The sequence below is a fragment of the Pantoea phytobeneficialis genome (assembly GCF_009728735.1).
Classification (GTDB): Bacteria; Pseudomonadota; Gammaproteobacteria; order Enterobacterales; family Enterobacteriaceae; genus Pantoea; species Pantoea phytobeneficialis.
The window spans coordinates 2,900,783-2,915,033 of sequence record NZ_CP024636.1 but is presented as its reverse complement, the minus strand read 5'-3'; the positions used below and the strand labels follow the sequence as shown (position 1 = coordinate 2,915,033).

General features: G+C 53.8%; 16 protein-coding genes. 12 read left to right on the top strand and 4 right to left on the bottom strand.

Annotated elements, in window-relative coordinates:
- From CTZ24_RS13530 to CTZ24_RS13515, 4 genes are all read right to left on the bottom strand, one after another.
- The coding region (locus CTZ24_RS13530) for a transposase (protein WP_208723780.1) at positions 1-208 on the bottom strand (208 nt) is incomplete at its 3' end.
- Between the two features lie 552 nt (positions 209-760).
- Positions 761-1,039, bottom strand: a complete 279-nt coding sequence (locus CTZ24_RS13525) for an ogr/Delta-like zinc finger family protein (RefSeq protein WP_208723779.1) — start codon at positions 1,037-1,039, stop codon at positions 761-763.
- On the bottom strand, positions 1,039-1,587 hold the full coding sequence (locus tag CTZ24_RS13520) for a phage polarity suppression protein (protein WP_208723778.1): 549 nt from the start codon (positions 1,585-1,587) through the stop codon (positions 1,039-1,041). Before CTZ24_RS13520 ends, CTZ24_RS13525 begins: the two co-directional genes overlap by 1 nt.
- The gene (locus tag CTZ24_RS13515; RefSeq protein ID WP_208723777.1) at positions 1,584-2,324 is read right to left on the bottom strand and encodes a phage polarity suppression protein; all 741 of its coding nucleotides are present in this window, start codon (positions 2,322-2,324) and stop codon (positions 1,584-1,586) included. The genes CTZ24_RS13520 and CTZ24_RS13515 overlap by 4 nt, the downstream gene beginning before the upstream one ends.
- A gap of 535 nt (positions 2,325-2,859) precedes the next feature.
- Between CTZ24_RS13515 and CTZ24_RS13510 the strand changes: the two genes are divergently transcribed.
- The 12 genes from CTZ24_RS13510 (at position 2,860) to CTZ24_RS13450 (ending at position 14,251) form a co-directional block, all read left to right on the top strand.
- Complete coding sequence (locus CTZ24_RS13510) at positions 2,860-3,126, top strand: helix-turn-helix transcriptional regulator (RefSeq protein WP_208723776.1); 267 nt, start codon at positions 2,860-2,862, stop codon at positions 3,124-3,126.
- A complete protein-coding gene (locus tag CTZ24_RS13505) occupies positions 3,123-3,341 on the top strand; it encodes a hypothetical protein (RefSeq protein WP_208723775.1) in 219 nt (72 codons plus the stop codon). The genes CTZ24_RS13510 and CTZ24_RS13505 overlap by 4 nt, the downstream gene beginning before the upstream one ends.
- A 10-nt stretch (positions 3,342-3,351) precedes the next feature.
- Entirely contained in the window at positions 3,352-3,888 is a 537-nt protein-coding gene (locus CTZ24_RS13500) for a host cell division inhibitor Icd-like protein (RefSeq protein WP_208723774.1), read from the top strand.
- Entirely contained in the window at positions 3,885-4,109 is a 225-nt protein-coding gene (locus tag CTZ24_RS13495) for a hypothetical protein (RefSeq protein ID WP_208723773.1), read from the top strand. The genes CTZ24_RS13500 and CTZ24_RS13495 overlap by 4 nt, the downstream gene beginning before the upstream one ends.
- A complete protein-coding gene (locus CTZ24_RS13490; protein WP_208723772.1) occupies positions 4,106-4,429 on the top strand; it encodes a DUF5375 family protein in 324 nt (107 codons plus the stop codon). The genes CTZ24_RS13495 and CTZ24_RS13490 overlap by 4 nt, the downstream gene beginning before the upstream one ends.
- Positions 4,430-4,440: 11 nt before the next feature.
- On the top strand, positions 4,441-6,774 hold the full coding sequence (locus CTZ24_RS13485) for a phage/plasmid primase, P4 family (protein WP_208723771.1): 2,334 nt from the start codon (positions 4,441-4,443) through the stop codon (positions 6,772-6,774).
- 117 nt (positions 6,775-6,891) lie between these two features.
- Complete coding sequence (locus tag CTZ24_RS13480) at positions 6,892-7,431, top strand: DUF6998 domain-containing protein (protein WP_244633982.1); 540 nt, start codon at positions 6,892-6,894, stop codon at positions 7,429-7,431.
- Positions 7,432-7,702: 271 nt separating this feature from the next.
- Complete coding sequence (locus CTZ24_RS13470) at positions 7,703-8,023, top strand: Rossmann-fold NAD(P)-binding domain-containing protein (protein ID WP_208723770.1); 321 nt, start codon at positions 7,703-7,705, stop codon at positions 8,021-8,023.
- A 332-nt stretch (positions 8,024-8,355) separates the two neighbouring features.
- On the top strand, positions 8,356-9,834 hold the full coding sequence (locus tag CTZ24_RS13465) for a UbiA family prenyltransferase (RefSeq protein WP_244633980.1): 1,479 nt from the start codon (positions 8,356-8,358) through the stop codon (positions 9,832-9,834).
- On the top strand, positions 9,828-11,120 hold the full coding sequence (locus CTZ24_RS13460) for an FAD-binding oxidoreductase (protein ID WP_208723769.1): 1,293 nt from the start codon (positions 9,828-9,830) through the stop codon (positions 11,118-11,120). Before CTZ24_RS13465 ends, CTZ24_RS13460 begins: the two co-directional genes overlap by 7 nt.
- Positions 11,121-11,873: an SDR family NAD(P)-dependent oxidoreductase gene (locus CTZ24_RS13455; RefSeq protein ID WP_208723768.1), complete on the top strand. Its 753-nt coding sequence runs from the start codon at positions 11,121-11,123 to the stop codon at positions 11,871-11,873.
- On the top strand, positions 11,873-14,251 hold the full coding sequence (locus CTZ24_RS13450) for a hypothetical protein (RefSeq protein ID WP_208723767.1): 2,379 nt from the start codon (positions 11,873-11,875) through the stop codon (positions 14,249-14,251). The genes CTZ24_RS13455 and CTZ24_RS13450 overlap by 1 nt, the downstream gene beginning before the upstream one ends.

Here is a 14,251-nt window from a genome sequence, read left to right as displayed (position 1 = left end):
GAACGACTTCTCCGCCTGAGGTCACGGCGGTCAGTGAGCCGTCTTCATATTGCCTGCGCCACTTGAAGATCTGATTAGCATTGATACCGTGCAGTCGTGCGACGTGAGACACGGTCATGCCCGGTTCCATAGTCTGCTGAATAATGGCAATTTTTTCCTGCGGAGTACGACGCCGACGTCGCTCAGGTCCTGATAACACTTCAACCATCTTATTATTCTGACTGGTGTTAAACATAGTTCCAAGACTACCTCTTATTTTAAGAGAGGCGAAGTGTCTGGTGATCTAAGGGGCTAATCTAAATGGAGTGTTGATAATTTAGCGCTTATATAAACATGTGGGGGTCCGTCCCCCACTTTCCATTTGGTATTAGGTAAGACTACTTGATTAAAAATTTTTAGAAGCAGGTGTAAGGTTTTTCATCCCCCAAAAACAATACTATTGACCAACTTCAGCGATCATCTCATGATTTTTTGCGATAAAACCATTCTACTACCTCTTTTTCCATTGATAGCAACTTCTCCCCCTTGCGCGCGCTCGTACCCCCGCCACGCCTGCCCGCTTTATGTAGCGTTTTTCATGCACCTGCATGAATGGTCCCGGACCGCGCCCCGTCTGGCCTGCGCGGGGATAATCAGGGTGCAGGAATTCATGCGTTTTCATGCAGCATAGACATGCACTCGCGCATGAGAAGGCCAGCCAGGGAAAAGGAACACAAAAAAACCGGCGCGGTGGCCGGTTCAGATGAGGATTAGACGCTTTTCAGACGGGGGCCTGCTGACGCTTTGACAGTTTACTGGCGGAGCCGTAGCGGTTCAGAGTCTGCGGTTGACGCCCGGTGGTTTCCTGCTCCCCGGCGTTCTCCATATCTGTCACTTTCTGCGGCTTCATCATGATCCTCTCAACGCTCTCCAGCGCAATGAACGTGCAGGAGCATTCCAGATTCCGGCACTGATACCAGGTGCGCTTTACGGACGGGGCTTCATAGGCACTGGTGCGCGCGTGGGAGATGGAGCCACATTCAGGGCATTTCAGGGCCATTACGCGCCCTCCGTCAGTCTGCTGAGGCGCTGCTGAAAGCGCAGGTGCTGTGCGGGCGTGTAGCTGCCCTGACCGTCGCGCAGCATGGCCGTCTCTGGCGTCAGGCCGGTTTCGTTCAGCGCATCCTGGTAAGTTTCTGCCACTGCCGGGCGTGCCCGTAGCGCCTCACGGAGTACAGCGCTGCGCAGCAGCCGGGCGGCCACCTCCGGCCCGCCGGGACCGTTCAGGAACGGGGCCAGTGCGGAGGTCAGCGCCGGGCCGTGTTCAGCCATAAAGGCGCTCAGCGCATCCTCCGTACAGGCTTCCAGTACCAGCCTCTGCGCATACACGCCCTCGCGGGCGGCGCAGGAAATCTGCCAGTCCAGCACCGTGATGCGCTCACGCAGCAGCGGCACCCGTTCACCGTAACCGGGTGTTTTCTCACCGGCGGCCAGCAGCGCACTGAGCGCCTGCTCCGCATCAGTGCGGGACGTCAGGTGCGTCTGCCACTGGCTCCGGGCGGCGCGGAACTGGTCCAGCGCCTGTGCGGGTGTGGTGGCAATGGTCACTGTGCATTCTCCTTCTTCGCCGTTTCACGGCGGCTCAGCAATTTGAGACGCGCTGCCGGTGACGGACCTTTACGGAAGTCGGAGTGCGCGGCGTCATCGGCAAAGATACCTGCCAGCTTAAACACCACGTCATCTTCCGGCAGCGCACCACCGGACAGCGCGGGCTGCGTAATGTTTCTGCTGATGAAGTCTTTCAGCACGGTTTCCGGGTCGTTGACGGAATGAACAACCCCGGAACCGCTACCGGCGCTGCGTCCGAGCGTGATTTTCAGCAGGCTGAGGGTTTTTATCAGCTGCTGGCCGTGCGTCCGCATGAAGTCCTGCCAGATATGCATGGCGCGGTGTTCTGCCAGACGGTCATGGGCGTTAATGTATGCGTGTGCCCGGTCTGCGGTTTTCCACGGCAGAAACTCGTTTTCGCTTTCATGCGCGGCCAGCAGGGCGTCGAACTCCTCCAGCGACTCGCGCTCGAGCGCCACCTCAGCGCGCAGCTTTTTCATTTCCGGCGTCATCACGCCGCCGTTCTCGCGGAACAGCCTGCGCCATTCGTCGTTCTGCGCGTTTGCGCTGGCTTCAGTCTCGCTGCGGCGCTGGCGGATGATTCCGGCCTGTGCTTCTGCTGACTCCTGTTTACGGCGAGCCTCAAGCCAGGCGGCTTTCGTGATGTTTACCTTTTCCAGCGCGGCCTGCGTGGCGGCGGGTAAGGATTTACTGCTGTCTGCGGTGGTGTCGGTCATGGCGGGTTCCTGTCAGGTCGGTTTCGGTAAGTCAATTGTGCCGGGGCTGGCACAGAAGCAGCCAGCGGCGGACGTTGTACGACGGACCAGACAAAAAGCCCTTCTTCTGGCGAGCCAGGGAAAGGTCTCACGAAAGCCCTTACTCAGCTTTCAGTTTTATATACATCCTTCACCATTCTTCACCTTGAAGAAAAAGAGAGTAAATACAGTAAATTAAAGGGTGAAGAGTTGAGAGATAATCCTTCACCCGCTGTTCACCACTCTTCACCTTCTGAATTTCTGAACGAAACCCCTCATAGAATAAATGGGAATAAAAGCCATGATTTATGTAACCACTAGTTACTGGGAAAAACGCTCTCAGCACTATCCGGTACTATATGACACTATATGGAACACACGTTTTTAGTGTGGTTATTGTGACGTTTAACACACAAATTTCTCCTGTTGTCACCGGCAGAAATATTCGCAGAATAAAGGGCTACCCGGTGCCGGACGTATCTGTCCGGTGCTCTACGGACACACTGAGAGGTAGCCCATGAACACCGTTTTATCCGCACCATCTTCCGCCCCGGCGGTTCCGGTTATGCCGGTATCGTCACCCGTTCAGGAGCGCTTTATGCGCCTGCCGGAAGTCATTCACGTCAGCGGCCTGTCCCGTTCGACCATTTACGACCTTATCAGCCGTGACGCCTTCCCGGCGCAGGTCTCGCTCGGCGGTAAAAACGTCGCGTGGCTTGCCAGCGAGGTGAGCGCCTGGATGAACGAACGCATCGCTGCGCGCGGTCAGGAGCGTGCCGCATGATTATGCTGACCCTTGGCGGTAAAACTCACGAACTGTCCGTGGCGGACGCGAAGCAGCTGGCGCTGGCGATTGCCTCTGAAGTGGACAGGCCGGGACAGCCGCAGCGCTTTCGCGGCTCCGGCATCGCCTTCAGTGTGCAGAGTGCCGAGACCGCATCTGCACCGTCAGACACTGAGATGTTTTCCGGTAACGGCATCACCCTCACCGACTGCTGAGGTGTTCCCCATGTGCTTTTTTCCTGCTTTCCCCGGCTTGCGCGCCGGGGGCTTTCCCTGGTACAGTAATTCTGCTGCCGCAAAATCGGCAGCCGGGCGTGGAAACCCGAGTTACTTCAAGGCGACACCAGACGCGTCGTGCGTCTTTTTTTGTGTCTTTGCCTCAGTGCACCCGTTATCCGGGCAGCGGTTTCTTTTCCGTTGCGCCGTACTCGTAATGGTGGCCCGGGCGGGGCAGCCTTCGGGCTGGCCGGTTTCCTTGAAGGCCGGTTTTCCACCCCCGTTCGGGTCACCGCCAGAGCGTGGAAACTCCGGTGGTGGCGATAACCGCTACTTCAAGGAGACTGCCCTTATGGCTACCGTCCCTCATTCCCCGCACCCTGAGTTTGTCTTTGTGTTTGCCGCCGTGCGCCGCTGTGAGCGCCATTCCCGCATTCAGATGCTGCGCACCACTGCCGCCGATGAGCACGCCGCCCGCCGGACTCTGGCCCGCGATTACGTCCTGTCCTTTGCCTGCCGCCTGCCGGTTGCGGAGGTGCGCGCATGAGCCACGCCTCGATTTCACACGCCGACATCATCCGCCTGGAGCACCTGCGTAACGCCGGGCGCTTCGTGTCCGACATGACCACCCTTCAGGAATGCTGCGAGAACCCGCAGCCACTTCAGCGCGCGCAGCTGGCCTCGCTGGTCTTCCTGATGACGGAACAGCTCGACGCCGTGGTGGCCCGCTGCCACGACAGCTGGATGAATGAGGAGGTGACGCCATGAAATCACAGCTGCTTTCCCCCGACCTGCGCGCGGCACTGGCCCGCCGCGCGGTGGCCTGCGCCTGGCTCACCCTGTGCCGGAAACAGCAGCGCTGGCCCGGCCTGACGCTCGCACGCCTTGAGCACGCGATTGAAAACGAGCTGGAGGGCTTCTACCTGCGCCAGCACGGCCGCGCACGCGGTCAGGAGATTGCCTGTGCGCTGCTGGATGACCTGCTGGCCGCCGGGCCGCTGAAGTCGGCCCCGTGCCTGAGCTTTCTCGGCCAGGTGGTGATGGACGAACTGAGCGGGCGCATTCACGATGCCCGCCCGCTGCACTGAGGGACGACACGATGAACAGAACCGTATCCGACGCGGCAGCCGCCGCGCGGGGGCACTGGCCCCGTATCCTGCCCGCACTGGGCCTGAAGGTGATAAAGAACCGCCATATGCCCTGCCCGGTATGCGGCGGGAAAGACCGCTTCCGGTTTGACGACCAGGAGGGACGCGGCACCTGGCACTGTAACCAGTGCAGGGCCGGTGACGGCCTGGACCTGGTGAAAAAGGCGCTCGGCATCAGCCTGACCGAGGCCGCCGAACGCGTCAACGCCCTGACAGGCAATCTGCCGCCCGTGGATGAAAAAGTTTCCTCCCTTTCCGGGGCTGAAGATAACGAAGCCGCCCGCGCTGCCGCTGCCTTTCTTGCCCGGCAGCTGGTCAGCAGCGCACAGGAGGCCGCCGGTAACGCCTACCTGTCCCGCAAGGGCTGGCCTGAGCACGTTTCCCTGACGCTGACAAAACCACAGAAGGTAGCGATAACGCGTTACTGTCCCGGCGATTTGGTTGTGCCGCTGTACGACATGAGCGGCGAGCTGGTCAACGTACAGCTGATTAACGCCGCCGGTGAAAAGCGCACCCTGAAGGGCGGGCAGGTAAAGGGCGCGTGCCACGTTTTCAGCAGCAGGAAATCAGCCAGGCGCATCTGGCTGGCCGAGGGATACGCCACCGGCCTGACGGTGCACAACCTGACCGGGGATGCGGTGTGGATTGCCCTGTCATCTGCCAACCTCCTTTCCCTGGCTGGCCTCATCCGCGACAGACATCCGTCACTGCCGCTGGTGATTGCCGCTGACCGCGACCTGAACGGCGACGGCCAGCGCAAAGCGCACCAGGCCGCGGCTACCTGCAACGGCACCGTGGCGCTGCCGCCGGTGTTCGGTGACTGGAACGATGCGTTCATTCAGCACGGTGAAGCCGCAACCGGGCAGGCGCTGACGGAGGCCGCTGCACCGCCCGAAGCCAGCCCGTTCGACACCATGAGCGAGGCGGAATTTTCGGCCATGAGCGCCAGCGAAAAGGCCGAGCGCGTGGCGGAGCACTACCGCAGCAATCTGGCCGTGGACGCCAGCGGGGAAATCCTCTGCCGCTACGAGGCCGGAGCGTGGAAGGTGATTTCCGGCAACCGGTTTGAACGTGACGTGGCAAAACTGTTTCAGCGCCTGCGCGCGCCGTTCTCGGCGGGCAAGGTGGCGGGTGTGGTGGACACGCTGAAGCTGATGCTGCCGCAGCAGGATGCGCCGCAGCGCCAGCTTATCGGCTTCCGTAACGGCGTGCTCGATACCCGCACCGGCGCATTCAGCCCGCACCGCCGGGAGAACTGGCTGCGCACGGTCAGCGACGTGGACTACACCCGCCCGGTGACCGGTGAGACGCTGGAGAGCCACGCGCCGCACTTCTGGCAGTGGCTGGACCGGGCCGCCGGTCGCAGCGCGGAGAAGCGCGACATCATTCTGGCCGCGCTGTTCATGGTGCTGGCGAACCGCTACGACTGGCAGCTGTTTCTGGAGGTCACCGGCCCCGGCGGCAGCGGTAAAAGCATCATGGCGGAAATCGCCACCATGCTGGCCGGGCCGGATAACGCCGTGTCAGCCACCATCGAGACGCTGGAATCCTCGCGCGAGCGCGCGTCCGTTATTGGCTATTCGCTCATCCGCCTGCCCGACCAGGAGAAGTGGAGCGGCGATGGCGCGGGCATCAAGGCGATTACCGGCGGCGATGCGGTATCGGTGGACCCCAAGTATAAGGACGCCTACTCAACGCACATTCCGGCGGTGATTCTGGCGGTGAACAACAACCCGATGCGCTTCACCGACCGCAGCGGCGGCGTCTCCCGTCGCCGGGTTATCCTGCACTTCCCGGAAATCATCCCGGCGAACGAGCGCGACCCGCAGCTGAAGGAAAAGATACAGGCCGAGCTGGCCGTTATCGTGCGCCAGCTGATGCAGCGGTTCAGCCAGCCGCAGGACGCCCGCGCGCTGCTCCAGTCACAGCAGAACTCCGGGGAAGCCATGCGCATCAAGCGTGACGCTGACCCGATGGTGGACTTCTGCGGCTACCTGTTTGCGACGCCTGAGCCAAACGGCCTGCACATGGGGAACGCCAGCATCCGGCCCCTGCAACCCCGTCGCTATCTGTATCACGCCTATCTGGCCTACATGGAGGCCAACGGCTACCGCAATCCGCTCAGCATGAAGTCATTCAGCCAGGCGCTGGAGAGCATCCTGCGCGAGTACGGGCTGAACTACCTGAAGCGCCGCACGAAGTCAGGGATACAGACCAACCTCGACCTGACGGACGACAGCAGCGCCGACTGGCTGCCGAAGTGTGATGAACCGGCAGCAGCCTGACCAATCCGAACCGGCGAAAGCCGGTTTTTTTACGCCCATGCTTCACCACCGGTGAAGAATACCCGCCACCATTCACCCATTCAGCACCACATAACACTCTGTTTAATATGGATAAAAGTGAAAGGTGAACAGTGTGAAGGATTTTTAGTAAAATCATTTTTTTATCAACAGGTGTCTGTTGTGCATTCAGAAACACAAGACCAAATAAATTCTCTTTTGAAAGAAGCTAAAAGCATTGCCTTGAGATACTACCGGTTGACTTGCAAGCCGCTGGGAGTGACAGGCGAGGTTGCAGAGTATGAAGCCGCAACTATCCTTGGATTGGACTTATGCACAGCTCGCCAGGCGGGCTACGATGCTACCGAGTCAGTTGATGGCATCGTAAAAACGATCCAGATAAAAGGGCGCTATATGCCCGATCCGAAGAAGATTTCTGCAAGATTAGGATCGATTGATATAGCAAAACCATTTGATACCGTCTTACTTGTTCTTCTCGACGAAAACTATGATGCTTTCGCGATATATGAGGCCACACGCGAAAATGTGCTTAGTGCACTTCAAGCCCCAGGTTCGCGCTCAAGAAATGAACGAAATCAGTTAGGCATAGCAAAATTCAAAGCGATAAGCACATTGCGTTGGAGCCGAGCTTCCCAGTAAGAGATGTCGAAATTGGTATACGTTTAGGTATACGCACAAAGTTGAATTTAAAAATAAAACATATAAATCAAAAAGATAAAAAACAAACACAGACTCCGCCAGCCCCAAAATTCTCCGTCAGTGATTACCAGAGTCATCTGACGAAGTCCTGAAAGCCCGCAAAGCGCAAGCTCTGCGGGCTTTTTTGTTTTGTACCGAAGGCCAGTAATGGTGAGACCATCGCTACCAGTGAAATGTACTCAAGCAAGCTGCACACAATGGGAGCAAATCAGTGCAGCCAAATGGTAGCTCTGTCGACGTTCATGATGAGAAAGACATCACGGTGCAACTGGGCTCAAATGCCCCCTCACATCATGACCTCGTTATTAATGCTACCTCGGTCGGAATGGGAAACGATGAACGCATTCCCTTCTCTCTTGAAAAACTGCAACGCTCTGCACTCGTCTGCGACATCATCATCTACCCCGAAAAAACAACATTACTACGAGAGGCAGAGTTGAAAGGCCATCCCATACATTTCAGGCGATTGATGTTACAGCATCAAATCAGCCTTATGCGGGCGTATATGTTAAATCAACAGACTATCCCCTAAGATGCCTCGTTTTAAACGCTGTAAGTGGTGATAACAATAAATAGGTACACCCTACAACTCGGTACAAATTTGACTTACGTCGACATCATACAACGATCACATCATCAATTTATTCCGACCTATCTATCGCTCATGCAATGAAATCCGAAATGCGCACAACCTTATCTCAGCGGTCTTTTGTAGCTTAATTTTTTCGGGGAGACGATGATGTCTACCTCTAATACCGCTTAATAAACACGTAAAAAAGAGTACCGATTATTGATTTAACTCAGCCATCAAAGCATGCATAAATGATGACGTTTCCCTCCCCATTGTTTTAGAATGAAGAGTTTATGAGGTCATTCGCCTTCTTAAAATCTATCGCTGGGAGAGTTGTTTTGATTGGGAAACCACTTGTAGTGGATTTGGATGGTACGTTAATCCATTCCGACATGCTGCACGAATCTGCATTAAGGGTGTTTAGGGATAGCCCGTTTGAAACGCTCCGCATTCCATTCCTTCTGTTAAAGGGCAAGGCTTGTCTAAAACAGCACCTTGCTTCACGAGCTGAATTTACTCCTAAGACTCTCCCATACAACGAAGAGTTACTTGAATGGCTCAAGCAACAGCGTGAAGAGGGCCGATATCTGGTTTTGTGTACGGCATCTGATAAATCGATTGCAGACCGGATTGCGGAACACTTAGGCATTTTCGACGAAGTTATTGCCAGCGATGGGGTGTCGAATATTGCCGGGGAACACAAAGCAGCTGCTTTAGTGCAACGCTTCCAACAACATGGTTATGATTACGCTGGAAATTCCTCGACGGATTTACCGGTATGGTCGCAAGCGCATAAAGCCATCGTTGTTAATGGGTCAAACGATCTGGTGAAAAAGGCCCAGGATATTGCAACGGTTGAACGCGTATTTCCTAAACGAGAAATCGGCTTTTCCGCATGGCGTCGGATGTTACGAATTCACCAATGGCTAAAAAACCTTCTCCTTTTAGTGCCATTGTTTGCAGCACATGATGTGAGCAATGGTGAGGCATGGCTTTCTCTGCTGTTGGCATTCATTGCGTTTAGCCTTTGCGCTTCATCAGTGTATATCGCCAACGATTTACTCGATCTTGACAGCGACCGCCTACATCCCCGAAAACGAAACCGACCGTTTGCGTCAGGCCTGATACCCGCCTGGATAGGCGTATTGCTTGCGCCACTGCTACTGATCATCAGTCTGGCCGTAGCCGGGTTAGTAGGGAAACACTTTTTATTCTGGCTGCTGTTCTATTTCGCCCTGACCTGCGCCTACTCATGGCTACTCAAACGACTGATGTTGGTTGATTGCCTCACTCTGGCAATGCTGTATACCTTGCGAATTGTTTCTGGTGCGGCGGCTGTGGGTCACGATCTCTCATTCTGGCTGTTGGCTTTTTCGGTATTTCTATTCCTTTCTCTCGCATTCGTTAAACGTTATGCAGAATTGGAACTTCAACTGCTCAGCGGAAAAGAGAAAATTCATGGCCGTGGATACCATACCGCCGATGCACCTTTGATTCAGACTATGGGGATTGTGGCTGGTTACTCATCTGTTTTGGTACTCGCGCTATATCTGAACAGCGATGCTGTGCTGAAATTGTACGCCGCACCTGAACTGATTTGGGGGGCCGTACCTGTCATGTTGTTTTGGGTAAGCTGGATGTGGATGCAAGCCCATCGAGGCAAAATGCACGATGACCCACTGGTCTTTGCAGTCAAAGATCGTGCCAGTCTCAGCGCGGGTATTATATTTGCCGCTATTTTGGTTGCCGGCACAGTGGGGGTTTCATGGTAACGATAAACTCATGGGGCCGCCTGTCTCGTGAAGAACACAACGTGGTGGCATTGAGTGACCGTGGTCAGATACAGGCTTCTCTCACCACTCCCGGTCTGGCTCATGGCATGGGACGCAGCTATGGCGATGTATGCCTAAATCCGCAGGGTGAGATCTGGATAACAACCGGACTTGACCACTTTATCGCCTTTGATGAAAGCACAGGGCGTTTGGTATGCGAAGCTGGAGTCTTGCTCCAGGACATTCAGAGGCTGATGATTCCGCGTGGCTGGATTCTGCCCGTTACGCCAGGGACTCAGTTGGTGACCGTTGGCGGAGCCATCGCCAATGATGTACATGGTAAAAACCATCATGTTGTGGGTTCATTCGGGGATCACATTAAAAGTCTGACCCTGATCCGGACCAATGGCGAAACGATCGAATGTGGCCCAGACCAGCATCCTGAATGGTTTTCCGCCACGGTGGGTGGCGTTGGTCTCACTGGCGTGATCGCTTCAGCCGAAATACAGCTTCGTCCCGTTGCGGGTCCATGGGTCGATACCGAGACCATTGCCTTTGACAACCTCGAGGAGTTTTTCCGACTGTCGGACACGTCAGAAGCCCAGTGGGAGCATACCGTCTCGTGGATCGACTGTATCTCAAAAGGCGGCGGCCGCGGTTTATTCATGCGCGGGAATCCGGCTGATACAAAGGATCGTAAGGCACCGAAGGCTGGCAAACTCACGATGCCCATCGTGCCCCCGGTCTCAATGGTTAACCGCCTGACACTTCGTCCTTTCAATATGACCTACTACCACCTCAAAAAGTGGCAGGCAAAAAGGGAACTCGCTCATTACGAGCCCTTTTTCTATCCCCTCGATAATGTGCTGCACTGGAACCGGATGTACGGTCCCAAAGGTTTCTATCAGTACCAGAGTGTGGTACCACGCGAAGTGGGACAAGATGCAGTTCAGGCGATGTTGAAAGAGATAGCACGCTCTGGAGATGGCTCCTTCCTCGCAGTACTCAAAACTTTTGGTAACCGACAGCCCCTTGGTATGCTGAGTTTTCCACAGCCGGGGGTCACACTGGCGTTGGATTTCCCAAACCATGGAGACCGCACGCACAAACTGTTCAAGCGACTGGATGCCATCGTACGTGAAGCGAAAGGCCGTATCTATCTCGCCAAGGATGCGCGCATGCCGAAAGAATTGTTCGAAGCTGGCTATCCACGCCTGGCTGAATTTATCCAATACCGAGACCCGGGCATCAGCTCTGGCCTCTCACGCCGCCTAATGGGAAGTTGAATGAAGCTTAAGAAAAAAATCGCCATCATTGGTGCTACTTCTGCGATTGCTGAACAATGCGCACGACAGTGGGCGAAAGAGAACCCATCAGAGATTGTTTTGGTCAGCAGGAATCAGGAAAAAGCCGAACGTATTGCTTCAGATCTCAAGGTGCGTACCCCGGATGCAGTAATTACCAACCTTCAGGTAGATTTTCTCGATGCGGGCCAAATTCAAGAGCTGATTCATCAAATCTATCAGTCAGGCAATGTTGATGTGGCACTTATTGCGCACGGCTCCCTGCCTGACCAGGAAGCATGTCAGAATGATCTCGTCCTGTGTCGGGAAGCTCTGGATGTCAATGGTATTTCGCCGGTGCTGTTTGCCGAGGCGTTTGCCATGCAGATGCAAAAGGCCAATAGTGGAACGCTCGCGATTATCGGTTCAGTTGCGGGTGACAGAGGCAGGAAATCTAACTATACCTACGGTGCCGCAAAAGGGTTGGTTGCAGGCTATGTACAAGGTTTACAACACCGCTTTGCAAATACGAATGTAAAGGTGGTTTTAATTAAACCAGGACCAACCGATACACCAATGACCGCACATCTCAAACAATCCGGTGCCAAACTCGCCCCCGTTGATCGCGTGGCAGCGGAGGTTGTACGCGGCATTGAAAGCGGGCAACGTGTTATATACACGCCAAAAATTTGGTCAGTAATCATGATGGTTATTCGCAATTTGCCACATTTCGTATTTAAAAGGTTGGATATTTAATGTCAGGATTGAAACCTAATACGGCTTCAGGAAGAAGCGCCAGCCTTATTAATAACCGTGCTATAAAGGATGCCGTATTTTTACTGGCTCTACTGTTGGTAGCAATTGTGGTTATTGTTCCTTTGTCGCCAAGAATGCCATGGTCAGGTCTCGACCCATCATGGATGTATGGGATGAACGAGGCAACTGCTCAGGGAATGTCTTTCGGCAAAGACATCGTCTTTACCTTCGGCCCATACTCTTCAATTTATACAAGAAGCTATCTTCCAGCCACCGATCACTTGATGATCTGGGGGTCGCTCGTTCTGGCAGTTTCCTTTGCCGTTGCTGTCTGGCTTAACTTCAGGACGGCGGGATGGGCTTTAAAAATTGCATTACTGGTTACCCTGAGCGCATTAACATATAGCCGCGATGCTCTATTCTTCTTTTATACAATGTTGGTAGGTATTCAGGTCTATCACTGGGCAATGGCATTCGATGCAAAGCAGGTTGCAGGATCAAAGGGTTTCGCTCTCAACGCAGTTTTGTTTGTGCCCTTTGGTTTATTGCCACTGATTAAAGGCTCGACGCTTGCTGCATGCATAGGAATTTCTTTTCTTGCGTTTGCTTTGCTGGTGAAAAGAAGGCAATGGAAACTCTGTCTTCTGATTGGCGCAACAATTTTAGTTTCGATGATGGTTTTTTGGGCGCTTTCCGGACAACCGTTAACCGGTCTTGCGGGTTATTTTATCGGGATGGCACCCATTGTTAGCGGTTACACCGAAGCTATGGCAATAAAAGGGGCTTCGCGTGAATACATTATGTATTTGCTGGCGACAGTCGCCCTTGTTGGTTTTCTGCTACGTGGCACGCGGGGTTCTTATTACGACCGAACGATTGTTGCATTTGTTTTTTTAGGCATCCTCTTTTTGGCTTTAAAAGCGGGCTTCGTCAGACATGACAGTCATGCGAACATTTCTGGAGCGATGATTCTGCTGGGAGCATTATTGGCAGGAACGCTACTCTCAACCAGAAGCGCCCCCCCCCTCCTCGCAGTCTGTTTGCTGGTGTGGGGTTACATCGATTTTTCCTATGCCCAAAACCCCATTGAAAGCATTGGAGCCAATACCAAGAACACGTTTTCCGGCGCATGGAATGGGCTAAAACAGCGCGTATCGACACCCCAGGCACTGACAAACGATTTTAACGATCGGATAAACCAACTGAATAAGCTTGGAGCCATTCCGAAGTTGGAAGGAACCGTTGATATTTATTCCTACGATCAATCTTATCTGCTCGCGTCTGGAAATAAGTGGAACCCACGCCCTATCCTGCAAAGTTATTCGGTCTACACCCCTAAACTTGCCGAATTAAATAAGATGCACCTTCTTGGAGACAATCGACCAGATAATGTTATCTTCAACGTTCAACCTATTGATAATAGGTTACCGACGCTTGAGGATGGTGCAAGCTGGCCTATTTTGCTGTCCAATTATGAACCAACCGCATTTTCGGGTGGTTATTTGTACCTTAAGCACCGAAACACCCCCACGCCATCAAACGAACCACTAAAACCAATCGGTGGAGGCGTTTACTCGTTTGGTGAGCAGATCAATTTGCCTGAATCTGACAAACCGCTATTTGCGAAGCTTGATATTCGCAAAAGCTTAGCGGGTTCGGTCATGAATACGTTATTCAAGACAAGCCAGCTTGAGATGAAACTGACGATGCAAAATGGCATCACTCGCAACTACAGAATCATCTCGGGAATGACGGAGTCTGGTTTTATCATTTCACCACTTATCGAAAATACTGAAGAATTTGGATTACTTACCTCAGATGCGCATACTCTCAATGATAAGAGAGTGAAATCGATTGAGATTTCTGCAACAAAACTGCCCTTTCTTTGGAAGCGGTCGTTTAATATCGAATTCTATCCGCTCGATTACCCGTCCTCACCGGATTTCATTGGTAAAATGGGTTTTGCTAAACCTCTGTCGGGATCCTTTGACAACGCCACATTAGTTCAACAATGCAACGGGAGTATTGATTCTGCGAATGGCGTCTCTCCATCATCTGGCACCATCAAAGCTTCATCATTACTCAATATTCAAGGCTGGCTGGCAGCTTCCGTTTCCCCTGCCGAAGTCCCGGATAATATTTATCTGGTACTAACTGATAGTGAAGGAAAACGTCATTTGTTTGATACTGAGCATGTAACGCGCCCAGACGTTGGTGAGTACTTCAAACAACCCTCATTGAACTCTTCCGGTTACCAATCGACCGCTGATGTGTCAAATTTAAATGGGGACTACAAGTTGGGACTTGCATACGCCAGAGACAATGAACTCTTTGTGTGCCCCCAATTCAACGTCCCGGTCAAGATATCTCAGGAGTAA